A 21,277-nucleotide genomic window follows, 5' to 3' on the forward strand; every position below is an offset into this window, starting at 1 on the left:
CTTCGTAATACCAAAAAAATCTTACTCTTAATAAATTACTTTAACTTTAAGCCCTAGCTCTTTGAGCTGTTTGCTGTTGTTGAGTCAAAAACATCGCAAAACTCTCGTTTCTCCTCCCTTTACCTTCCTAAATCTCCGTTCTGTAAGGCTTTTCCTTGAATACGCGCCTTGACGGTGTGGTGGGCGCATTCCTATAGTGTGCGCAAGTGGCGGAAAGTGGCACAAAGTGGGTTTTTTGAACGTAAAACGCTAAAATTTGGAGAAACGCATCTGTGTTTCGCGGAGCTAACGCTATCAGTCTCGATGCAAAAGGCCGTCTCGCCATGCCGAGCCGGTATCGTGACGAGCTCATTTCGCGAAGTTCAGGGCAGTTAATCATCACGATTGACGCCGTTGACCCTTGTTTGTGTGTTTACCCTCTCGACGAGTGGGAGTTGATTGAAACCAAGTTGCGCGCGCTGCCTTCATTGCGTGAAGAAAACCGCCGCCTTCAGCGTTTGCTGATCGGTAATGCCGTCGACCTTGAGCTCGATGGCAGCGGTCGTTTCCTGGTGCCTCCGCGGCTGCGCGAGTACGCCAAGCTGGACAAGCGCGCAATGCTGGTAGGCCAACTGAACAAGTTCCAATTGTGGGACGAAGATGCCTGGGATGCTGTGTCTGCAGCGGACCTGGCTGCTATTCAACAACCGGGCGCCATGCCTGATGAACTGCGTGATTTGATCCTGTGACTATTGATAGCGGCTTTAACCACATCACCGTACTGCTTGACGAAGCCGTTGAGGCTCTCGCCGTACGTGCCGATGGCTGCTATGTCGATGGCACATTCGGCAGGGGCGGGCATAGCCGGTTGATACTCAGCCAACTCGGGTCCGACGGCAAACTCCTCGGGTTCGACAAAGACCCTCAAGCGATTGCCACCGGGCAAGCGCTAGCGGCCGAAGACGGCCGCTTTGTCGTTGTGCAGCGCAGCTTTGCCGAGCTGGGCGCCGAAGTTGCCGAGCGCGGCATGGCGGGCAAGGTGGCCGGGGTTCTGCTCGACCTGGGCGTGTCTTCGCCGCAGCTCGATGACCCGGAGCGCGGCTTCAGCTTCATGAACGACGGCCCCCTCGACATGCGCATGGACCCTACCCGTGGGGTCAGTGCTGCACAGTTCATCGCCACCGCGCCGGTCGAAGAAATCGCCCGTGTGTTCAAGGAATACGGTGAGGAGCGCTTCGCCGGTCGCATGGCGCGTGCCGTGGTCGAGCGCCGCGAAATCCAGCCGTTCGAACGCACCGCAGACCTGGCCGAAGTGCTGAAAGTCGCCAATCCGGCCTGGGAAAAGGGCAAGAATCCGGCGACCCGTGCGTTCCAGGGCCTGCGCATTCACGTCAATAATGAATTGGGCGACCTGGAAGCCGGTCTCGAAGCCGCTCTGGATGCTTTGGAAGTGGGCGGTCGCCTGGTGGTGATCAGCTTCCACTCCCTGGAAGACCGTATCGTCAAACTCTTCATGCGTCGTCTGGTCAAGGGCGAATCCGACAACCTGCCGCGTAACCTGCCGGTGCGTTTCGAAGCCTTTGTGCCGAAAATCAAAATCCATGGCAAAGCGCAGTTCGCTTCCGAAGCCGAACTCAAGGCCAACCCACGTTCCCGTAGCGCCGTCATGCGTGTTGCGGAGAAGTTGCGGTGAGCAAGCTTTTCGCCAAACCCCTGCCGGGCGGCAGCTTCTTTATGTTGCTGCTGTTTGTCGGCGTGCTGGTATCCGCGATTGCGGTGTCCTACAGCGCCCACTGGAACCGTCAGTTGCTCAATACCCTGTACGGGGAATTGAGCGTGCGTGATAAAGCCCAGGCAGAGTGGGGCCGGTTGATCCTTGAGCAAAGCACCTGGACGGCCCACAGCCGTATCGAAGTGCTGGCCACCGAACAGTTGAAGATGCACATCCCTGGCGCGGCGGAAGTCCGCATGGTGGCGCCATGATGAAGCTCGAAGGGGCACTCTACCCATGGCGCTTCCGCCTGATGCTCGGCTTGCTGGCATTGATGGTGGGCGCGATCGTCTGGCGCATCTTCGACCTGCAGGTCGTCGACCGCGACTTCCTGATCGGCCAGGGCGACGCCCGCAGCCTGCGGCATATTCCGATTCCTGCACACCGCGGCTTGATCACCGACCGTAATGGCGAGCCCCTGGCCGTCAGTACCCCGGTGACCACTCTGTGGGCCAACGCCAAAGAGCTGCAAGTTGCCAAGGACAAGTGGCCTGAACTGGCTGCTGCTCTGGGGCAAGACCGCAAGGCCCTGACCGAGCGCCTGGAAGCCCAGGCCAATAAAGAATTCATCTATCTGGTTCGCGGGCTTACCCCTGAGCAAGGCCAGCAAGTGCTCGACCTTAAAATCCCCGGTGTCTATGGCATCGAGGAATTTCGGCGTTTCTACCCGGCCGGTGAAACCACCGCGCACATGGTCGGCTTTACCGATATCGATGACCACGGCCGCGAAGGGGTCGAACTGGCCTATGACGAATGGCTGGCTGGGGTTCCGGGCAAGCGGCAGGTCATCAAGGATCGGCGCGGCAGGCTGATTAAGGACGTCCAGGTCACCAAAAACGCCAAGGCCGGCAAGCCTCTGGCGTTGTCGATCGATTTGCGCCTGCAATACCTGGCCAACCGCGAGCTGCGTAACGCGATCATCGAGAACGGCGCCAAGGCCGGCAGCCTGGTGATCATGGACGTGAAGACCGGCGAGATCCTCGCCATGGTCAACCAGCCCACCTACAACCCGAACAACCGTCGCAACCTGCAGCCGGCGATGATGCGCAACCGCGCAATGATCGACGTGTTCGAGCCGGGTTCGACCATGAAAGCCATCTCCATGAGCGCTGCCCTGGAAACCGGCCGCTGGAAACCCAGCGACAAGGTCGAGGTTTACCCAGGCACCTTGCAGTTGGGCAAATACACCATTCGTGACGTATCCCGCACTGAAGGTCCGGTGTTGGATCTGACAGGCATCCTGATCAACTCCAGTAACGTGGGCATGAGTAAAGTTGCCTTCGATATCGGCGGCGAGACCATCTATCACCTGGCGCAAAAAATCGGCCTGGGGCAACCCACCGGTCTCGATTTCCCAGGTGAGCGCGTGGGCAACCTGCCGAACTACCGCGAGTGGAGAAAAGCCGAGACTGCAACGCTGTCCTACGGCTACGGCCTGTCGGTGACCGCCATCCAGTTGGCCCACGCTTTCTCGGTATTGGCCAATAACGGCCGCATGGTTCCACTGAGCCTGATCCATGTCGACGAAGCGCCAAAAGCCACCCAGGTGATCCCGGAAAAAGTCGCCAAGACCATGCAAGGCATGCTGCAACAAGTGATCGAAGCACCGCGTGGCGTTTTCCGCGCCCAGGTGCCGGCGTACCACGTTGCGGGCAAGTCGGGTACGGCGCGTAAGACTTCGGTGGGCACCAAGGGCTATGCCGAAAACTCCTACCGTTCGCTGTTCGCCGGCTTCGGCCCGATGAGCGACCCGCGCTATGCCATCGTCGTGGTCATCGACGAGCCTAGTAAAGCCGGCTACTTCGGTGGCCTGGTTTCGGCGCCGGTGTTCAGCAAAGTGATGTCCGGCACCCTGCGCTTGATGAACATCACGCCGGACAACCTGCCGCCGACCCAACAAGCCAACGCCGGCCCACCGGCCGCCGCTGTCAAAGCCAATGGAGGGCGCGGCTGATGTCTCTTAGCCTGAACAAGATTTTTGCCCATGCCGGCCACGATCTGCTGATTCGTGAGCTGACCCTGGACAGCCGTAATGTGCGCGCCGGTGATCTGTTCCTGGCGGTGCCTGGCGGCAAGCTCGATGGCCGTGCGCATATCGCCGATGCCCTGCAACGTGGTGCGGCTGCGGTTGCCTATGAAGTGGAAGGCGCCACCGTGCTGCCGATCACCGATGTGCCGTTGATTCCGGTCAAGGGCCTGGCTGCGCAGCTTTCTGACATCGCCGGGCGTTTCTACGGTGACCCGAGCCGCCAACTCAACCTGGTGGGCGTGACGGGCACCAACGGCAAGACCAGCGTGACCCAATTGGTTGCCCAGGCGTTGGACCTGTTGGGTCAGCACTGCGGCATCGTCGGCACCCTGGGCACCGGTTTCTATGGCGCGCTGCAAAGCGGCCTGCACACCACGCCGAACCCGATTGCCGTGCAAGCGACCCTGGCCGACCTGAAAAAGGCCGGCGCCAAGGCGGTTGCCATGGAAGTGTCGTCCCATGGCCTGGACCAAGGGCGTGTCACTGCCCTGGCCTTTGACGTGGCGGTGATGACCAACCTGTCCCGCGATCACCTCGACTACCACGGCACCATGGAGGCGTACGCCGCCGCCAAGGCCAAGCTGTTTGCCTGGAATGACCTGAAGTGCCGGGTCGTCAATCTCGACGACGCATTTGGCCGCCAACTGGCGGAGCAAGACAGCGATGCGCGCTTGATCAGCTATAGCCTGCAAGATGCCAGCGCCTACCTGTATTGCCGCGAAGCCCAATTCAATGACGAAGGCGTGCGCGCCACGTTGGTGACGCCGCAGGGCGAGCACCACTTGCGCAGCACCTTGCTCGGGCGATTCAACCTGAGCAACGTGCTCGCCGCTATCGGCGCACTGCTGGGCCTGGATTACGCCCTGGATGAAATCCTGCGGGTACTGCCGAAGCTGGAAGGCCCGGCCGGTCGCATGCAGCGCCTGGGTGGCGGCACGCAACCGTTGGTGGTGGTCGATTACGCCCACACCCCGGATGCCCTGGAGAAAGTCCTCGAAGCCCTGCGCCCACATGCCAAGGGCAAGCTGCTGTGCCTGTTCGGGTGTGGCGGTGATCGCGATCGCGGCAAGCGCCCGTTGATGGCCGAGATTGTCGAGCGCTTGGCCGATGGCGTACTCGTCACCGACGACAACCCGCGCAGCGAAGACCCGAGCCAGATTTTCGACGACATCCGTGTCGGCTTCAAAGATGCCTCCAAGGTCACCTTCGTCGCGGGCCGTGGCGCCGCCATTGCGCAGTTGATCGCCAGTGCCGGCGCGGACGACGTAGTGGTGCTGGCGGGCAAAGGTCACGAGGACTATCAGGAAATCAACGGTGAGCGCTATGCCTTCTCCGATCTGGTCGAGGCGGATCACGCCCTGACCGCCTGGGAGGTCGCCCATGCTTAAAGCGATGACATTCAGCGAGCTGGCCCAGGCCCTGTCGGCCCGTGTGCTGTCGAGCGACTGCACATTCAACGGCGTGAGTATCGACAGCCGTAACATCCAGCCGGGGCAACTGTTTGTCGCCCTGGCCGGCCCGCGTTTCGATGGTCACGACTACCTCAACGACGTTGCCGCCAAAGGTGCCGTCGGTGCCTTGGTACAGCGTGCAGTGGCCGACTCTGCCTTGCCGCAATTGCTGGTAGCCGACACCCGCCTGGCCCTGGGCCAACTGGGCGCGCTTAACCGTGCCGCTTTTGATAAGCCGGTGGCGGCCATTACCGGTTCCAGCGGCAAGACCACGGTCAAGGAACTGCTTGCCGGCATCTTGCGTACGCGCGGGCCTGTACTCGCCACCCGTGGCAACCTGAACAATGATTTCGGCGCACCGCTGACCCTGCTCGAACTGGCCCCGGAACACACGGCGGCAGTGATCGAACTGGGGGCTTCGCGCATCGGCGAAATCGCCTACACCGTGGCGCTGACCCAGCCGCACGTGGCGATCATCAACAACGCCGGTACCGCCCATGTCGGCGAGTTCGGCGGCCCGGAAAAAATCGTCGAAGCCAAGGGCGAAATCCTTGAAGGCCTCGACGCTTCGGGCACTGCGGTACTGAACCTGGATGACAAGGCCTTCGAGACCTGGCGTGTACGCGCCGCCGGTCGCAAGGTCCTGACGTTTGCCGTGCTGAATGCCGCAGCCGACTTCCATGCTTCCCACATCAATGTCGATGCCCGTGGCTGCCCGTCCTTCACCTTGCACACCCCGCAGGGTGACGAGCACGTGCAGTTGAACCTGCTGGGCAATCATAACGTCGCCAACGCCTTGGCCGCCGCCGCTGCCGCCCATGCCCTGGGTGTGTCGCTGTTCGGTATTGCCACAGGCCTGGGCGCGGTGCAGCCGGTCAAGGGCCGCACCGTGGCGCAACTGGCCGGCAACGGCATGCGCGTGATTGATGACACGTACAACGCCAACCCGTCCTCCATCAATGCCGCTGTGGACCTGCTCAAAGGCTTTGAGGGGCGCAAGGTGCTGGTGCTGGGCGACATCGGCGAATTGGGCGATTGGGCTGAACAAGGTCACCGTGAAGTCGGCGCCTATGCCGCTGGCAAAGTGGACGCGCTCTACGCCGTTGGCACGAACATGGCCCATGCGGTCAACGCTTTCGGCCCTGGCGCGCAGCATTTCGCCAGCCAGGCCGAGCTGATCCAGGCGTTGACGGCGGCTGAACATGACAAACACACAACCATTTTGATCAAGGGATCGCGCAGCGCGGTGATGGAAAACGTCGTCGCAGCCTTGTGTGGCTCAAGTACGGAGAAACATTAATGCTGCTGCTGCTGGCTGAGTATCTGCAACAGTTCCACAAAGGCTTCGCGGTCTTCCAGTACCTGACCCTGCGCGGGATCCTGGGTGTGCTGACCGCGCTGTCTTTGTCGCTGTTTTTAGGGCCGTGGATGATCCGCACCCTGCAGAACCTGCAAATTGGTCAATCGGTTCGTAACGACGGCCCGCAGTCGCACCTGTCCAAGTCCGGCACGCCCACCATGGGCGGTGCGCTGATTCTGTCGTCCATCGGCGTCAGCACCTTGCTGTGGGCCGACCTGCATAACCGCTACGTGTGGGTGGTGCTGCTGGTGACCCTGCTGTTCGGTGCCATCGGCTGGGTGGATGACTACCGCAAAGTGATCGAGAAAAACTCCAAGGGGCTGCCAAGCCGCTGGAAGTATTTCTGGCAGTCGGTGTTCGGCCTGGCCGCCGCGATCTTCCTGTACACCACCGCGCCAAGTGCCGTGGAAACCACCTTGATCATCCCGATGCTCAAGGACGTGAGCATCCCGCTGGGTGTTGGTTTTGTGGTGCTGACCTACTTCGTGATCGTCGGCTCCAGCAACGCGGTGAACCTGACCGACGGCCTCGACGGCCTGGCGATCATGCCGACGGTGATGGTGGGCGGCGCGCTCGGCATCTTCTGCTACCTGTCGGGTAACGTGAAATTCGCGGAATACCTGTTGATTCCTTATGTACCGGGCGCTGGTGAACTGATCGTGTTCTGCGGCGCGCTGATCGGTGCCGGCCTGGGGTTCCTGTGGTTCAACACCTACCCGGCACAAGTCTTCATGGGCGACGTCGGCGCACTGGCGCTGGGCGCGGCCTTGGGCACCATCGCGGTGATCGTTCGCCAGGAAATCGTGCTGTTCATCATGGGCGGCGTGTTCGTGATGGAAACCCTGTCGGTGGTCATCCAGGTGGCTTCCTTCAAGTTGACCGGGCGCCGCGTGTTCCGCATGGCGCCGATTCACCACCACTTTGAACTCAAGGGCTGGCCTGAGCCACGCGTGATTGTCCGCTTCTGGATTATCACCGTGATTCTGGTACTGGTCGGCCTTGCCACCCTGAAACTGAGGTAGAAACGAGTGTCCCTGATCGCTTCAGACCACTTCCGCATCGTTGTCGGCCTCGGCAAGAGCGGCATGTCCCTGGTTCGCTTCCTGGCGAACCGGGGCACGTCGTTTGCCGTGGCCGATACGCGGGAAAATCCACCGGAGCTGGTCACGCTGCGCCGTGACTACCCGCACGTGGAAGTGCGTTGTGGCGAGCTGGATGTCGAGTTTCTGTGCCGTGCCGATGAGCTCTACGTGAGCCCGGGCCTGGCTTTGGCGACACCGGCCCTGCAAGCGGCGGCGGCCCGTGGCGTGAAGCTGTCTGGCGATATCGACCTGTTCGCGCGCAACGCGAAGGCGCCGATCGTGGCCATCAGCGGTTCCAACGCGAAAAGCACTGTCACCACCCTGGTGGGCGAGATGGCGGCGGCGGCGGGCAAGCGTGTGGCCGTCGGCGGCAATCTTGGCGTGCCGGCGCTCGACCTGCTCAGCGACGACGTCGAGCTGTACGTGATGGAATTGTCGAGCTTCCAGCTGGAAACCACCCACGACCTGGGCGCCGAAGTGGCGACAGTATTGAACGTCAGCGAAGACCATATGGACCGCTACAGCGGCCTGCCGGCTTATCACCTGGCCAAGCACCGGATCTTCCGTGGCGCCAAGCAATTTGTAGTCAACCGCCAGGATGCCCTGAGCCGTCCGCTGATGGGCGAGGGCATGCCCTGCTGGACTTTCGGCCTGGGCAAACCGGACTTCAAAGGCTTCGGCATTCGTGAAGAGAACGGCGAGAAGTACCTGGCTTTCGAATTCCAGAACCTGATGCCGGTACGCGAACTGAAGATCCGTGGCGCACACAACCAGTCCAATGCCCTGGCGGCCTTGGCGCTCGGTCACGCGGTTGGCCTGCCATTCGACGCCATGCTTGCCAGCCTGCGCACCTTTGCCGGGCTTGAGCATCGCTGCCAGTGGGTGCGCGACCTCAATGGCGTCAGCTATTACAACGACTCCAAAGCCACCAACGTCGGTGCTGCCCTGGCGGCCATCGAAGGCCTGGGTGCCGATATCGACGGCAAGCTGGTGCTGATCGCCGGTGGCGATGGCAAGGGTGCCGACTTCAAGGACCTTAAAGCGCCAGTGGCCGCCCATTGCCGTGCCGTGGTGCTGATGGGCCGCGATTCGGACCTGATCGCCGCCGCCCTCGGTGACGCTGTACCGCAAGTACGCGCAGCTTCCCTGGACGATGCGATTGCCCAGTGCAAAGCCCTGGCTCAGCCCGGCGATGCGGTGTTGCTGTCGCCCGCGTGCGCCAGCTTCGACATGTTCAAGAACTATGAAGAGCGCGGCCACCTGTTCGCCCGCGCCGTGGAGGCTTTGGCATGAGCCTCAACCTGAGAAACATCATCAAGCCATACCCGTCGCCGATCATTACCGGGCGCGGCATTGACCTTGATTTCCCTATGCTCGCCGGTTGCCTGGCGCTGCTCGGCCTGGGCCTGGTGATGATCACCTCGGCGTCCTCCGAAGTGGCTGCCGTGCAGTCGGGTAACACCCTGTACATGATGATCCGCCACTTGGTGTACCTGGTGATCGGCCTGGGCGCCTGCATCGTCACCATGATGATCCCGATTGCCACCTGGCAGCGTCTGGGGTGGCTGATGCTGATCGGTGCGTTCGGCTTGCTGGTGATGGTGATCGTGCCGGGCATTGGCCGCGAGGTGAACGGTTCGATGCGCTGGATCGGCTTCGGCGCGTTCAACGTGCAGCCTTCGGAAATCGCCAAGGTGTTCGTGGTGATCTACCTCGCCGGTTACCTGGTGCGCCGTCAGAAAGAAGTACGCGAGAGCTGGATGGGCTTCTTCAAGCCGTTCATCGTGCTGCTGCCCATGGCTGGCCTGTTGCTGATGGAGCCCGACTTCGGGGCCACGGTGGTAATGATGGGCGCCGCCGCCGCGATGCTGTTCCTGGGTGGCGTCGGGCTGTTCCGCTTCACCTTGATGGTGGTGCTGGCGGTCGCGGCGGTGACCATCCTGGTGCAGGCGCAGCCCTACCGGATGGCGCGTTTGATCACCTTCACCGACCCCTGGTCCGACCAGTTCGGCTCCGGCTACCAGTTGACCCAAGCGCTGATCGCCTTCGGTCGCGGCGAGTGGCTGGGCGTGGGCCTGGGCAACAGTGTGCAGAAGCAGTTCTACCTGCCGGAAGCCCACACCGACTTCGTGTTCTCGGTATTGGCCGAGGAGCTGGGTGTGGTGGGTTCGCTGTGCACCGTGGCACTGTTTGTATTCGTTTGCGTGCGCGCCATGTACATCGGCTTGTGGGCCGAGAAGGCCAAGCAGTTCTTCGCTGCCTACGTGGCTTATGGGTTGGCCTTCCTGTGGATCGGCCAGTTCCTGATCAACATCGGCGTGAACGTCGGCCTGTTGCCGACCAAGGGCCTGACCTTGCCGTTCCTCAGTTACGGCGGCAGTTCGTTGGTGATTTGCTGCGCCTGTCTCGGCTTGTTGCTGCGTATCGAGTGGGAGAGCCGTACCCATTTGGGCAGCGAAGAGATGGAGTTCAGCGAGAGCGACTTCGCCGAGGAGCCGACCCATGGGCGCTAATGTGCTGATCATGGCAGGCGGCACCGGGGGCCATGTGTTCCCGGCCCTGGCCTGCGCCCGTGAATTCCAGAACCGTGGCTACAGCGTGCACTGGCTGGGTACGCCCCGTGGCATCGAAAACGAATTGGTGCCCAATGCCGGTTTGCCGCTGCATTTGATCAACGTCACCGGGCTGCGCGGCAAGAGCAAGTTGTCATTGCTCAAGGCGCCGTTCGTGTTGCTCAAGGCGGTCATGCAGGCGCGCAAGATCATTCGCGAGCTCAAGCCAGTGTGTGTGCTCGGCTTTGGCGGTTATGTGACCGGCCCCGGTGGCGTCGCGGCGAAACTCGCGGGCGTGCCGGTGATCGTTCACGAACAGAATGCCGTCGCCGGTACCGCCAACCGCCTGCTGGTGCCATTGGCCGCGCGGGTGTGTGAAGCCTTCCCGAAAACCTTCGCCGCCTCCGACAAGCTGCGCACCACCGGCAACCCGGTGCGTACCGAACTGTTCATGGCCATTGCGCGTGACGCGCTGGCGGGGCGCAAGGCTCACCTGCTGATCCTGGGCGGAAGCCTGGGCGCGGAGCCACTGAATAAATTGCTGCCTGAAGCCGTTGCGCAACTTCCTGAGGATGTGCGCCCGGAGATCTTCCACCAGGCCGGCAAGAACCACGATGAAGTCACCGCCGCGCGTTATCGCGAGGCCGGTGTAGAGGCCAATGTACAGCCCTTCATCAAAGACATGGCCCAAGCCTATGGCTGGGCCGACCTGGTGGTCTGCCGCGCTGGTGCGCTGACCGTCAGTGAACTGGCGGCCGCCGGTCTGCCGTCCTTGCTGGTGCCTTTGCCCCACGCTATCGACGATCACCAGACCCGCAACGCCGAATATTTGGCCGGGGAGGGCGCTGCCTTCCTGCTGCCGCAAAGAACGACTGGCGCCGCCGATTTGGCCGCACGCCTGACCGAGGTTTTGATGCAACCGGAACGACTCAACAGCATGGCGAGCACCGCAAGCCGCCTGGCCAAACCTGACGCAACCCGCACCGTGGTCGATATCTGCCTGGAGGTGGCCCATGGTTGAGAATCAGAAAGCCATGCCGCAACCCGAGATGCGCCGCATCCGTCGTATTCACTTCGTCGGTATCGGTGGCGTGGGCATGTGCGGCATCGCCGAAGTGTTGCTGAACCTGGGCTACCAGGTGTCCGGCTCGGACTTGAAAGAGTCGCCGGTCACCGAGCGCCTGAAGTCCTTCGGCGCACAGATCTTTATCGGCCACCGTGCCGAGAACGCTGCCGAGGCCGATGTGCTGGTGGTGTCCAGCGCCGTGAACACCTCCAACCCGGAAGTGGCCACCGCCCTTGAGCGCCGTATCCCTGTGGTGCCGCGTGCCGAGATGCTCGCCGAGCTGATGCGCTATCGCCACGGCATCGCCGTCGCCGGTACCCATGGCAAGACCACCACCACCAGCCTGATCGCCTCGGTGTTCGCCGCCGGTGGCCTGGACCCGACCTTCGTCATCGGTGGCCGCCTGAATGCAGCCGGCACCAATGCCCAGCTAGGCACCAGCCGCTACCTGATCGCCGAAGCCGATGAAAGTGATGCGAGCTTCCTGCATCTGCAACCGCTGGTCGCCGTCGTCACCAACATCGACGAAGACCACATGGCCACCTACGACGGTGACTTCAACAAATTGAAGAAAACCTTCGTCGACTTCCTGCACAACCTGCCGTTTTATGGGTTGGCGGTGGTGTGCCTGGACGACCCGGTGGTGCGTGAAATCCTGCCCCAGGTCAAGCGCCCGACCGTGACTTACGGCTTCAGCGAAGACGCCGACGTGCGCGCAATCAATGTGCGCCAGGAAGGCATGCAAACCTTCTTCACCGTGCTGCGTCCTGATCGCGAGCCGCTGGACGTGTCGGTGAACATGCCGGGCAACCACAACGTGCTGAACTCCCTGGCGACCATCTGCATTGCCACCGATGAAGGCGTCAGCGATGAAGCCATCGTCGAAGGCCTGTCGCGCTTTGCCGGTGTGGGCCGTCGCTTCCAGGTCTACGGCCAGCTGCCGGTTGAAGGCGGTGACGTGATGCTGGTGGACGACTACGGCCACCACCCGACCGAAGTTGCGGCTGTGATCAAGGCCGTGCGCGGTGGCTGGCCGGAGCGCCGCCTGGTGATGGTGTACCAGCCGCACCGCTACAGCCGCACTCGCGACCTGTACGACGATTTCGTCAATGTACTGGCCGATGCCAACGTCCTGTTGCTGATGGAAGTCTACCCGGCCGGTGAAGAACCGATCCCGGGCGCTGACAGCCGCAAGCTGTGCAACAGCATCCGCCAGCGCGGCCAGCTGGACCCGATCTACATCGAGCGTGGCGTGGACCTGGCGCCTATCGTCAAGCCGCTGCTGCGTGCCGGCGACATCCTGCTGTGCCAGGGCGCCGGTGATATCGGTGGCCTTGCGCCCAAGTTGCTGGCGAGCCCGCTGTTTGCAGCCGCGGCCAAGGGGAAGTCGAAATGATCACTGACTACGGCTCCCTGTTTTCCACCCTTGCGCCTGCCGACTTCGGTCGCGTCGCCGTGCTGTTCGGCGGCAAGAGCGCCGAGCGCGAAGTGTCGCTCAAGTCCGGCAATGCGGTGCTTGAGGCGCTGCAAAGTGCTGGCGTGAACGCGTTCGGTATCGATGTGGGCGATGATTTCCTCGCCCGCCTGCAGGCCGAAAAGATCGACCGCGCCTTTCTCATTCTTCACGGCCGCGGCGGTGAAGACGGCAGCATGCAAGGCCTGCTCGAATGCGCCGGCATCCCTTACACCGGCAGCGGCATCCTCGCCTCGGCCCTGGCGATGGACAAGTTGCGCACCAAGCAGGTGTGGCACAGCCTGGGCATTCCGACCCCGCGTCACGCCGTATTGTGCAGCGAAGACGATTGTATTTCTGCGGCCAAGGAACTGGGCCTGCCTTTGATCGTCAAACCTGCCCATGAAGGCTCCAGTATCGGCATGGCCAAAGTGAACTCGGCCGCCGAATTGATCGACGCATGGAAAGCGGCAAGTACCTACGATTCGCAAGTGTTGGTGGAACAGTGGATTTCCGGTCCCGAGTACACCATCGCCACCCTGCGTGGCCAGGTATTGCCGCCCATCGCTTTGGGCACGCCCCACACCTTTTATGACTACGACGCCAAGTACCTGGCTTCCGATACTCAGTACCGGATCCCCTGCGGCCTCGAAGCAACCAAGGAACAAGAATTGATGGACCTCACGGCGAAAGCCTGTGAGGCGCTGGGTATCGCCGGTTGGGCGCGGGCAGACGTGATGCAGGATGACCAAGGGAATTTCTGGTTCCTTGAAGTCAACACCGCACCGGGCATGACCGACCACAGCCTGGTTCCCATGGCGGCCCGTGCCGCCGGTCTGGATTTCCAGCAGTTAGTGCTGGCGATCCTGGCCGACAGCATTGAGCCAAGAGGCTAAACACATGAACGGCGCATCGCTTCGTCATCAGCCCCCACAAGCACCGAGCCGCAAGCCGGTGCCACGGGGTGCAAGCCGAATGGTGGCTAAAGAGCCGATGTCTTCGCGCCTGCCAAAAGCCAACTTTGGTTTTATCAAGGCGCTGTTCTGGCCGGTGCTGCTGGTGGTGTTGGGCTTTGGTACGTACGAAGGCGCGCAGCGCCTGTTGCCGTATGCCGACCGGCCGATCACCAAGATCAGTGTGCAGGGCGACCTGAGCTACATCAGCCAGCAAGCGGTACAGCAGCGCATCGGCCCATACCTGGCGGCGAGCTTCTTTACCATCGACCTGGCGGGCATGCGCTCGGAGCTGGAACAGATGCCGTGGATCGCCCATGCCGAAGTTCGCCGTGTATGGCCGGACCAGGTGACGATCCGCCTGGAAGAACAACTGCCCGTGGCCCGTTGGGGCGATGAAGCGCTGTTGAACAACCAGGGCCAGGCGTTCACCCCGCGTGAGCTGGCCAACTATGAACACCTGCCGCAGCTGTTCGGGCCGCAGCGGGCGCAGCAGCAAGTGATGCAGCAGTACCAGGCCTTGAGCCAGATGCTGCGGCCACTGGGCTTCTCCATTGCACGCCTGGAATTGCGTGAGCGGGGCAGTTGGTTTTTGACGACCGGGGCAGGCAGTTCCGGCCCGGGCATCGAGTTGTTGCTGGGACGCGACCGCTTGGTGGAAAAGATGCGCCGCTTTATTGCCATCTATGAAAAAACCTTGAAAGAACAGATTACGAACATTGCGAGCGTCGACCTGCGTTACGCCAACGGCCTGGCCGTCGGCTGGCGTACACCGGCTGCGCCCACGGCAGCACAACCCGCTGTCGCGAAGAATTAAGAAGAGGCAGGACCCATGGCAAACGTGCAAAGCGGCAAAATGATCGTCGGTCTCGATATCGGCACCTCCAAGGTGGTGGCGCTGGTGGGCGAGGTCGGGGAAGACGGCGCGATCGAAATCGTCGGTATTGGCACGCATCCGTCCCGGGGCCTGAAGAAGGGCGTGGTGGTGAACATCGAGTCCACCGTGCAATCGATCCAGCGCGCTATCGAAGAAGCGCAGCTGATGGCCGGTTGCCGGATCCACTCGGCGTTCGTCGGCGTGGCCGGCAACCACATCCGCAGCCTGAACTCCCACGGCATCGTGGCGATCCGCGACCGTGAAGTCAGCTCGGCCGACCTTGAGCGCGTGCTCGACGCTGCCCAGGCCGTGGCGATCCCAGCGGACCAGCGCGTGCTGCACACCCTGCCGCAGGACTACGTGATCGACAACCAGGAAGGCGTTCGCGAGCCCCTGGGCATGTCGGGCGTGCGTCTGGAAGCCAAGGTTCACGTGGTGACCTGCGCCGTCAACGCTGCACAGAACATTGAAAAATGCGTGCGTCGCTGCGGCCTGGAAATCGACGACATCATTCTCGAGCAGTTGGCCTCGGCCTACTCGGTCCTGACCGACGACGAAAAAGAACTGGGCGTGTGCCTGGTGGACATCGGCGGCGGCACCACCGACATCGCGATCTTCACCGAGGGTGCGATCCGTCACACCGCCGTGATCCCGATTGCCGGCGACCAGGTCACCAACGACATCGCCATGGCGCTGCGCACACCGACCCAGTACGCCGAAGAAATCAAGATCCGCTACGCCTGCGCCCTGGCCAAGCTGGCCGGTGCCGGCGAGACCATCAAGGTGCCAAGCGTGGGTGATCGTCCACCTCGCGAGCTGTCGCGCCAGGCCTTGGCCGAAGTGGTCGAGCCACGCTACGACGAACTGTTCACCCTGATCCAGGCTGAACTGCGCCGCAGCGGCTACGAAGATTTGATCCCGGCCGGCATCGTGCTGACCGGTGGCACCTCGAAGATGGAAGGCGCGGTCGAGTTGGCCGAAGAGATCTTCCACATGCCGGTGCGCCTGGGCGTGCCCCATGGCGTGAAGGGCCTGGGCGACGTGGTGCGTAACCCGATTTATTCCACCGGTGTGGGCTTGCTGTTGTACGGGCTGCAAAAGCAGACCGACGGCATTTCCCTGTCGGGCCCGAGCATCCGTGACAGCTACCGCAGCGACGACGAGGCGAAAGCGCCATTGTTCGAGCGGCTGCAGGCTTGGGTAAAAGGCAATTTCTAAAGATTTACCGCGACACCGCAACACCCGCAACAAGCAGTAGGCGAAAAAACTAGAGAAAATGAAAGGAGAGGGAACATGTTCGAACTCGTAGACAACATCCCCGCTAGCCCGGTTATCAAAGTAATCGGTGTCGGCGGTGGCGGCGGCAACGCTGTCAACCACATGGTCAAGAGCAACATTGAAGGCGTTGAGTTCATCTGCGCCAACACTGATGCCCAGGCGCTCAAAAGCATCGGCGCGCGGACCATCCTGCAATTGGGCACCGCGGTGACCAAAGGCCTCGGCGCTGGCGCCAATCCGGAAGTCGGCCGTCAAGCCGCTCTGGAAGACCGCGAGCGTATTGCCGAAGTGCTGCAAGGCACCAACATGGTGTTCATCACCACCGGCATGGGCGGCGGTACCGGTACCGGTGCGGCCCCGATCATTGCCGAAGTGGCCAAGGAAATGGGGATTCTGACCGTTGCTGTCGTGACGCGTCCGTTCCCGTTCGAAGGCCGCAAGCGCATGCAGATCGCCGACGAAGGTATCCGTCTGCTGTCTGAAAGCGTCGACTCGTTGATCACCATCCCCAACGAGAAACTGCTGACCATCCTGGGCAAGGATGCCAGCCTGCTGTCCGCCTTCGCCAAGGCTGACGATGTACTGGCCGGTGCCGTTCGCGGTATCTCCGACATCATCAAGCGCCCAGGCATGATCAACGTCGACTTTGCCGACGTACGTACTGTCATGAGCGAAATGGGCATGGCGATGATGGGCACTGGCTGCGCCAGCGGTCCGAACCGTGCGCGCGAAGCCACCGAAGCGGCCATCCGCAACCCGTTGCTCGAAGACGTGAACCTGCAAGGTGCACGCGGCATTCTGGTGAACATCACCGCAGGTCCCGACCTGTCCCTGGGTGAGTACTCCGACGTGGGTAGCATCATCGAAGCCTTCGCTTCCGAGCACGCCATGGTCAAAGTCGGTACCGTTATCGATCCGGACATGCGCGATGAGCTGCATGTAACCGTGGTCGCTACCGGCCTGGGTGCGAAAATCGAGAAGCCTGTGAAGGTCATCGACAACACCCTGCACACCACCCAGGCCAGCCAGGCAGCTGCCGCTCCAGCCCCTGCTCGCCAGGAACTGCCGTCGGTGAACTACCGTGACCTGGACCGTCCGACCGTGATGCGCAACCAGGCTCAGGCCGGTGCTGCGGCGTCCCGTAGCCCGAATCCGCAAGATGACTTGGACTACCTGGACATCCCGGCATTCCTGCGTCGTCAGGCCGATTAATGGAATGTATCAGGGCTATGAAGGTGATTGGTGTTCAGCAAAGGTCTGGTCTGCTATTATCGCCAGCCTTTGTTGATACCAGTTCGCAATTTGCGCTGAAGCGGTCCAAGCCATGATTAAACAACGCACCCTGAAGAATATTATTCGTGCCACAGGTGTAGGTCTGCACTCCGGGGAGAAGGTATACCTGACCCTCAAGCCTGCACCTGTCGACACCGGCATCGTGTTTGTGCGTGCCGACCTGGACCCTGTGGTGCAGATTCCTGCTCGCGCGGAAAACGTTGGCGAAACCACTATGTCGACCACATTGGTCAACGGTGACGTCAAAGTAGACACGGTGGAGCACTTGCTCTCGGCCATGGCTGGCCTGGGCATCGATAACGCCTACGTCGAGCTCTCCGCGTCCGAAGTCCCGATCATGGATGGCAGCGCTGGCCCCTTCGTATTCTTGATTCAATCTGCCGGCCTGGAAGAACAGGACGCAGCCAAGAAGTTCATTCGCATTCTGCGGGAAGTGACAGTAGAAGACGGCGACAAGCGCGCCACCTTCGTCCCGTTCGAAGGCTTTAAAGTGAGCTTTGAGATCGATTTCGATCACCCGGTATTCCGTGACCGCACCCAAAGTGCAAGCGTGGATTTTTCCAGCACTTCGTTCGTAAAAGAAGTCAGCCGCGCCCGCACCTTTGGTTTCATGAGTGACATCGAGTACCTGCGCAAGCACAACCTCGCACTCGGCGGCAGCGTGGAAAACGCCATCGTGGTCGACGCGGATGGTGTACTGAACGAAGACGGCCTTCGCTATGAAGACGAATTCGTGAAGCACAAGATCCTCGATGCAATCGGTGACCTCTACCTGCTGGGCAATAGCCTGATAGGCGAGTTCAAAGGCTTCAAGTCGGGCCACGCCCTTAACAACCAGCTGCTGCGCAAGTTGATTGAGCAGACAGACGCTTGGGAAGTCGTGACCTTCGAAGATGCCAGCACCGCACCGATCTCTTACATGCGTCCCGTCGCGGCGGTGTAAGTAACAACTCTCTTTCTTTAGTTTTGAAAGGCTGCCTTCGGGTGGCCTTTTTTTATGTCCGACGTTTGCCCCCTGTAGGAGCGAGCTTGCTCGCGAAAAACCTGAGAGCACCCTGCGCATTCAGGAATCCCTCGTTATCGTTGACGTTCTTCGCGAGCAAGCTCGCTCCTACAGGGGGTGGGTTGTGGCATCCATTGTCCGGTTACGGCCGCTGTGCTTGGCCTGATACAACGCCTGATCAGCCTTGAGCAGCAGGTCTTCAAGAGAAATACGGCTGTGCTTCTGCCAGGTACTCAAGCCGATGCTTACGGTGATCGGTTGCTCGTCCCCGGCCACTCTCGGCAAGTGCTGGACCCCCTCGCGGATATGCTCGGCGATCACCCAAGCCCCCTTGGCGTCGGTATTGGGCAGTACCACCGCGAATTCTTCACCGCCATACCGCGCCGCCAGGTCGGCAGGGCGGCGGATATGGCTGGCGATCACCTGCGCAACTACACGCAAGGCCTCATCGCCGCCCTGGTGACCATGGCGGTCGTTGAAGGCCTTGAAGTTGTCTACATCGATCATCAGCACGCTCAACGACTCGGTGGAGCGTTGTGCCCGGTCCCATTCCAGCCGCAAGCGTTCGTCCAGGGTGCGGCGGTTGGCCAGGCCGGTAAGGGCGTCGGTGGCTGCTAGTTCTGACAGCACCTGTTCGGCGCGATGGCGACGGCGCAGCTCCATGCACAGCGCCCAGGTCAGCCATAACAGGCCCACGCACAACACTCCGGTCGCGATGCTGACCAGCCACGCGGCACGCCGCCAGGGTGCGAACATTTCATCGCTGGACAAGGCCACTGCCACGATCAGCGGCAAGTCGCCCACATTAGAAAAGCTGTAGAGCCGTGCCTGGCGATCCACGCTGGAGATGCTTTGGAAGCTGCCATCCCGTTCGCGCAGCATGCGCGCCACATTCGGGCGCTGGCTCAGGTCCTTGTCGATGATATCCACTTCCAGCAAAGGCTCTTGCGCCAGCAGGATGCCTTGGTGGTTGAGCAGGTTGATGGTGCTGTTGTTGCCAATGTTCAAGCTGCTGAATAACTGATGAAAGTACGACAGGCGCATGGACGCGACCGCCACGCCCAGAAAACGCCCATCCGATGACGAAACGCGACGGCTGAACGCGATGCGCCAGGGGTCGGCACACTGGCAGCGCGCCATGAACGGACGGCTGATATACAAGCCCAGGTCGGGGTTGGTGCGGTGTGCCTGAAAATAATCCCGGTCGGCAAAGTTACCCAGCTTGGGCGTCAGCAGGGACGAATCGGCAATCACCTCGCCGGCCGGGTCCAACAGTAGGATATCGCCCTTGTAGGGCGCTGCTGCGGAACGATCGAACAGCACCAGGTGCCGGATGCTTTCGGAAACGTCCTGCAGGTCAGTGCGCTCGGTGGCGGTGATCAAGCCTTTGAGGGCCATGTCGTACAGTTCAACATTGCGCAGCACGTCAGCGTCGATCAATTGCGTGATGGTGTTGGCGGTGCGCTTGGCCGTCTGCAGGGTGTTGGCATGTTCACGAATCAGCAGCGCAGTGACGACCCCCACGATCAGCAACACCGTGAGCGTGCTGCCCAAGATCAGCAGGCGCTCCGGGCGGCGGTTGGGGCGGGTAGGGCTTGAACTCATCGGGCACACTTTTGCGTTGAGAATGCCCTTAGCGTAGTAGCAACTCTTAAATATGGCTGTAGGAGCGAGCTTGCTCGCAAAAAACTCACAGACGCCGCGTTTATTCAGGAAGCACGCGTCATCGTTAACGTTTTTCGCGAGCTAGCTCGCTCCTACCTGTATTCAGAACACGTTGATTGGGTAGTCCACGATCACGCGGTACTCATCCACATCGCGGTCCACCGCCGAGTAGCCATTGCTGCCGCGGTTGGTCGCCCATTGCAGGCGCACGGCCAAGTCCTTGGCCTTGCCGCCCTGCACCACATATTTCAGGTCGATATCGCGCTCCCAGTGCTTGGCATCTTTGCCATCGGCGCTATACCAGTTGCTGTAGCCGCGACTGTTGGGGTCGACCTTGGTCAGGTCGGTCTTGCCGCTGATGTACGACACGGCGGACGTCAGGCCAGGCACGCCGAGGCCGGCAAAATCGTACGCGTACTTGAGCTTCCAGGAGCGCTCGTTGGGCCCGTTGAAATCCGAGTACTGCTGGGAGTTGTCCAGGTACACGCTGTCGCCCTGGGTGATGTAGTCGAACGGCGTGTTGCCGTTGACCCGCTGATACGTCGCCGTGACGCTGTGGTTGCCCACGCCCACGGTGAAATGCAGGCTGTAGGTGTTGTTGTCGATATCCCCCAGCAGCGATTGGCCGGTGTCCTGGGTATGGTAGTAGTGAAGGCCGGGGGTCAAGCTGACCAGGTCGTTCAGGGCGTAGGTGTATTCCAGGTCGTAGTAATACTGGTGCCAGACGTCCTTGAGTTCGGAGGCGTACAGGTTGCTGGTCAGCCCCTCGATCCCGCTGAATGAAACGCCAGCCCAGTTCAGGTGCTGGCTGTCGGTGTTGGCGGGCAGTGTGCCGTAGCTGGTGCCGATGCGCCGGTGGCCGCTCTGGTTGTAGAGCTTGGTGAAACTGGCCTGGCCACCTTCGAACATCCAGCCGTCGAAGCTGTGGTTGGTCAGGTTCACGCCACGGAAAGTCTGCGGCAACATGCGCGTCATGCCGCCGGCGATCACCGGGTTGTTGAGGAACAGGTCGCCGGCTTTCAGTTCGGTGTCGAAGGCGCGCAGCTTCAAGGTGCCGCCGGCCGTCGAGAACGAACCTGGCGCCTTGCCGTTGCCGCTGCCATACGGAAGGATGCTGGAACCATCCGTACCGCCACCGCCGTCGAGCTTGAGGCCGAGCATGGCGTTGACATCCAGGCCGAAGCCGACGGTGCCCTGGGTGTAGCCGGATTCGAAGGTACCGATAAAGCCCTGGCCCCATTCCTTGCTGTCATCCTGGTGAATATCGCGTCGGTCGCGGTTCATGTAGTAGTTGCGGGTGTTGATCGTGAGGTGGGAGCCTTCGACGAAACCGTCGTTGGGGGTAGTGTCTGCCGCGTGGGCCAGCGGGGCGATCGTTGCTGCAATCGCGAGGAATAACGGGGTGAACGTCAGCGAGTTCTTCACCGGTAAAGCTCCTTTGGTCAATCCATAACGGCCAGTGTCG

General features: G+C 61.3%; 18 protein-coding genes. 16 read left to right on the top strand and 2 right to left on the bottom strand.

Going from position 1 to position 21,277, the window contains the following annotated elements; genetic code table 11:
- Positions 1 to 272 precede the first annotated feature (272 nt).
- From mraZ to lpxC, 16 genes are all read left to right on the top strand, one after another.
- The gene (gene mraZ, locus ACWHXD_RS05275) at positions 273 to 728 is read left to right on the top strand and encodes a division/cell wall cluster transcriptional repressor MraZ (RefSeq protein WP_003171868.1); all 456 of its coding nucleotides are present in this window, start codon (positions 273 to 275) and stop codon (positions 726 to 728) included.
- Complete coding sequence (gene rsmH, locus ACWHXD_RS05280; protein ID WP_003188661.1) at positions 725 to 1,672, top strand: 16S rRNA (cytosine(1402)-N(4))-methyltransferase RsmH; 948 nt, start codon at positions 725 to 727, stop codon at positions 1,670 to 1,672. Before mraZ ends, rsmH begins: the two co-directional genes overlap by 4 nt.
- Positions 1,669 to 1,962: a cell division protein FtsL gene (ftsL, locus tag ACWHXD_RS05285; protein WP_003188663.1), complete on the top strand. Its 294-nt coding sequence runs from the start codon at positions 1,669 to 1,671 to the stop codon at positions 1,960 to 1,962. The genes rsmH and ftsL overlap by 4 nt, the downstream gene beginning before the upstream one ends.
- Complete coding sequence (locus ACWHXD_RS05290; RefSeq protein ID WP_169918656.1) at positions 1,962 to 3,704, top strand: peptidoglycan D,D-transpeptidase FtsI family protein; 1,743 nt, start codon at positions 1,962 to 1,964, stop codon at positions 3,702 to 3,704. Before ftsL ends, ACWHXD_RS05290 begins: the two co-directional genes overlap by 1 nt.
- Positions 3,704 to 5,167: a UDP-N-acetylmuramoyl-L-alanyl-D-glutamate--2,6-diaminopimelate ligase gene (locus tag ACWHXD_RS05295; RefSeq protein WP_138761313.1), complete on the top strand. Its 1,464-nt coding sequence runs from the start codon at positions 3,704 to 3,706 to the stop codon at positions 5,165 to 5,167. The genes ACWHXD_RS05290 and ACWHXD_RS05295 overlap by 1 nt, the downstream gene beginning before the upstream one ends.
- On the top strand, positions 5,160 to 6,530 hold the full coding sequence (locus ACWHXD_RS05300) for a UDP-N-acetylmuramoyl-tripeptide--D-alanyl-D-alanine ligase (RefSeq protein WP_032893522.1): 1,371 nt from the start codon (positions 5,160 to 5,162) through the stop codon (positions 6,528 to 6,530). Before ACWHXD_RS05295 ends, ACWHXD_RS05300 begins: the two co-directional genes overlap by 8 nt.
- A complete protein-coding gene (mraY, locus tag ACWHXD_RS05305; protein ID WP_003188670.1) occupies positions 6,530 to 7,612 on the top strand; it encodes a phospho-N-acetylmuramoyl-pentapeptide-transferase in 1,083 nt (360 codons plus the stop codon). The genes ACWHXD_RS05300 and mraY overlap by 1 nt, the downstream gene beginning before the upstream one ends.
- Before the next feature lie 6 nt (positions 7,613 to 7,618).
- Entirely contained in the window at positions 7,619 to 8,965 is a 1,347-nt protein-coding gene (gene murD / locus ACWHXD_RS05310) for a UDP-N-acetylmuramoyl-L-alanine--D-glutamate ligase (protein ID WP_032893520.1), read from the top strand.
- Positions 8,962 to 10,185 (top strand): putative lipid II flippase FtsW, encoded by a 1,224-nt coding sequence (gene ftsW / locus ACWHXD_RS05315; protein WP_003188673.1) that lies wholly within the window; start codon positions 8,962 to 8,964, stop codon positions 10,183 to 10,185. The genes murD and ftsW overlap by 4 nt, the downstream gene beginning before the upstream one ends.
- Positions 10,175 to 11,245 carry an undecaprenyldiphospho-muramoylpentapeptide beta-N-acetylglucosaminyltransferase gene (murG, locus tag ACWHXD_RS05320; RefSeq protein ID WP_032893519.1) on the top strand — a complete coding sequence of 357 codons (1,071 nt, stop codon included), beginning with the start codon at positions 10,175 to 10,177 and terminating at the stop codon, positions 11,243 to 11,245. The genes ftsW and murG overlap by 11 nt, the downstream gene beginning before the upstream one ends.
- Complete coding sequence (murC, locus tag ACWHXD_RS05325; protein ID WP_003188677.1) at positions 11,238 to 12,686, top strand: UDP-N-acetylmuramate--L-alanine ligase; 1,449 nt, start codon at positions 11,238 to 11,240, stop codon at positions 12,684 to 12,686. Before murG ends, murC begins: the two co-directional genes overlap by 8 nt.
- Positions 12,683 to 13,639 (top strand): D-alanine--D-alanine ligase, encoded by a 957-nt coding sequence (locus tag ACWHXD_RS05330; RefSeq protein ID WP_003188679.1) that lies wholly within the window; start codon positions 12,683 to 12,685, stop codon positions 13,637 to 13,639. Before murC ends, ACWHXD_RS05330 begins: the two co-directional genes overlap by 4 nt.
- 4 nt (positions 13,640 to 13,643) lie before the next feature.
- Positions 13,644 to 14,513, top strand: coding sequence for a cell division protein FtsQ/DivIB (locus ACWHXD_RS05335; RefSeq protein WP_032893516.1), 870 nt, complete (start codon positions 13,644 to 13,646; stop codon positions 14,511 to 14,513).
- A gap of 15 nt (positions 14,514 to 14,528) precedes the next feature.
- Positions 14,529 to 15,791, top strand: a complete 1,263-nt coding sequence (ftsA, locus tag ACWHXD_RS05340; RefSeq protein WP_003188682.1) for a cell division protein FtsA — start codon at positions 14,529 to 14,531, stop codon at positions 15,789 to 15,791.
- A 75-nt stretch (positions 15,792 to 15,866) separates the two neighbouring features.
- On the top strand, positions 15,867 to 17,063 hold the full coding sequence (ftsZ, locus tag ACWHXD_RS05345; RefSeq protein WP_032893515.1) for a cell division protein FtsZ: 1,197 nt from the start codon (positions 15,867 to 15,869) through the stop codon (positions 17,061 to 17,063).
- A 112-nt stretch (positions 17,064 to 17,175) separates the two neighbouring features.
- On the top strand, positions 17,176 to 18,087 hold the full coding sequence (gene lpxC / locus ACWHXD_RS05350; RefSeq protein ID WP_003171886.1) for a UDP-3-O-acyl-N-acetylglucosamine deacetylase: 912 nt from the start codon (positions 17,176 to 17,178) through the stop codon (positions 18,085 to 18,087).
- Between the two features lie 168 nt (positions 18,088 to 18,255).
- On the opposite strand, the gene ACWHXD_RS05355 is transcribed toward lpxC, so the two are convergent.
- Positions 18,256 to 19,752 (bottom strand): GGDEF domain-containing protein, encoded by a 1,497-nt coding sequence (locus ACWHXD_RS05355; RefSeq protein ID WP_032893514.1) that lies wholly within the window; start codon positions 19,750 to 19,752, stop codon positions 18,256 to 18,258.
- 162 nt (positions 19,753 to 19,914) lie between these two features.
- Positions 19,915 to 21,237 (bottom strand): OprD family porin, encoded by a 1,323-nt coding sequence (locus ACWHXD_RS05360; protein ID WP_138761314.1) that lies wholly within the window; start codon positions 21,235 to 21,237, stop codon positions 19,915 to 19,917.
- Positions 21,238 to 21,277: the final 40 nt, after the last annotated feature.

The sequence above is a fragment of the Pseudomonas fjordensis genome, from assembly GCF_976987115.1.

What these genes read in the sequence shown, in the direction of transcription:
- ACWHXD_RS05290 (WP_169918656.1), top strand. Translation starts at nt 1,962, where the DNA reads ATGAAGCTCGAAGGGGCACTCTACCCATGGCGCTTCCGCCTGATGCTC.
- ACWHXD_RS05295 (WP_138761313.1), top strand. Translation starts at nt 3,704, where the DNA reads ATGTCTCTTAGCCTGAACAAGATTTTTGCCCATGCCGGCCACGATCTG.
- ACWHXD_RS05300 (WP_032893522.1), top strand. Translation starts at nt 5,160, where the DNA reads ATGCTTAAAGCGATGACATTCAGCGAGCTGGCCCAGGCCCTGTCGGCC.
- mraY (WP_003188670.1), top strand. Translation starts at nt 6,530, where the DNA reads ATGCTGCTGCTGCTGGCTGAGTATCTGCAACAGTTCCACAAAGGCTTC.
- ftsW (WP_003188673.1), top strand. Translation starts at nt 8,962, where the DNA reads ATGAGCCTCAACCTGAGAAACATCATCAAGCCATACCCGTCGCCGATC.
- murG (WP_032893519.1), top strand. Translation starts at nt 10,175, where the DNA reads ATGGGCGCTAATGTGCTGATCATGGCAGGCGGCACCGGGGGCCATGTG.
- murC (WP_003188677.1), top strand. Translation starts at nt 11,238, where the DNA reads ATGGTTGAGAATCAGAAAGCCATGCCGCAACCCGAGATGCGCCGCATC.
- ACWHXD_RS05330 (WP_003188679.1), top strand. Translation starts at nt 12,683, where the DNA reads ATGATCACTGACTACGGCTCCCTGTTTTCCACCCTTGCGCCTGCCGAC.
- ACWHXD_RS05335 (WP_032893516.1), top strand. Translation starts at nt 13,644, where the DNA reads ATGAACGGCGCATCGCTTCGTCATCAGCCCCCACAAGCACCGAGCCGC.
- ftsA (WP_003188682.1), top strand. Translation starts at nt 14,529, where the DNA reads ATGGCAAACGTGCAAAGCGGCAAAATGATCGTCGGTCTCGATATCGGC.
- ftsZ (WP_032893515.1), top strand. Translation starts at nt 15,867, where the DNA reads ATGTTCGAACTCGTAGACAACATCCCCGCTAGCCCGGTTATCAAAGTA.
- lpxC (WP_003171886.1), top strand. Translation starts at nt 17,176, where the DNA reads ATGATTAAACAACGCACCCTGAAGAATATTATTCGTGCCACAGGTGTA.
- ACWHXD_RS05355 (WP_032893514.1), bottom strand. Translation starts at nt 19,752, where the DNA reads ATGAGTTCAAGCCCTACCCGCCCCAACCGCCGCCCGGAGCGCCTGCTG.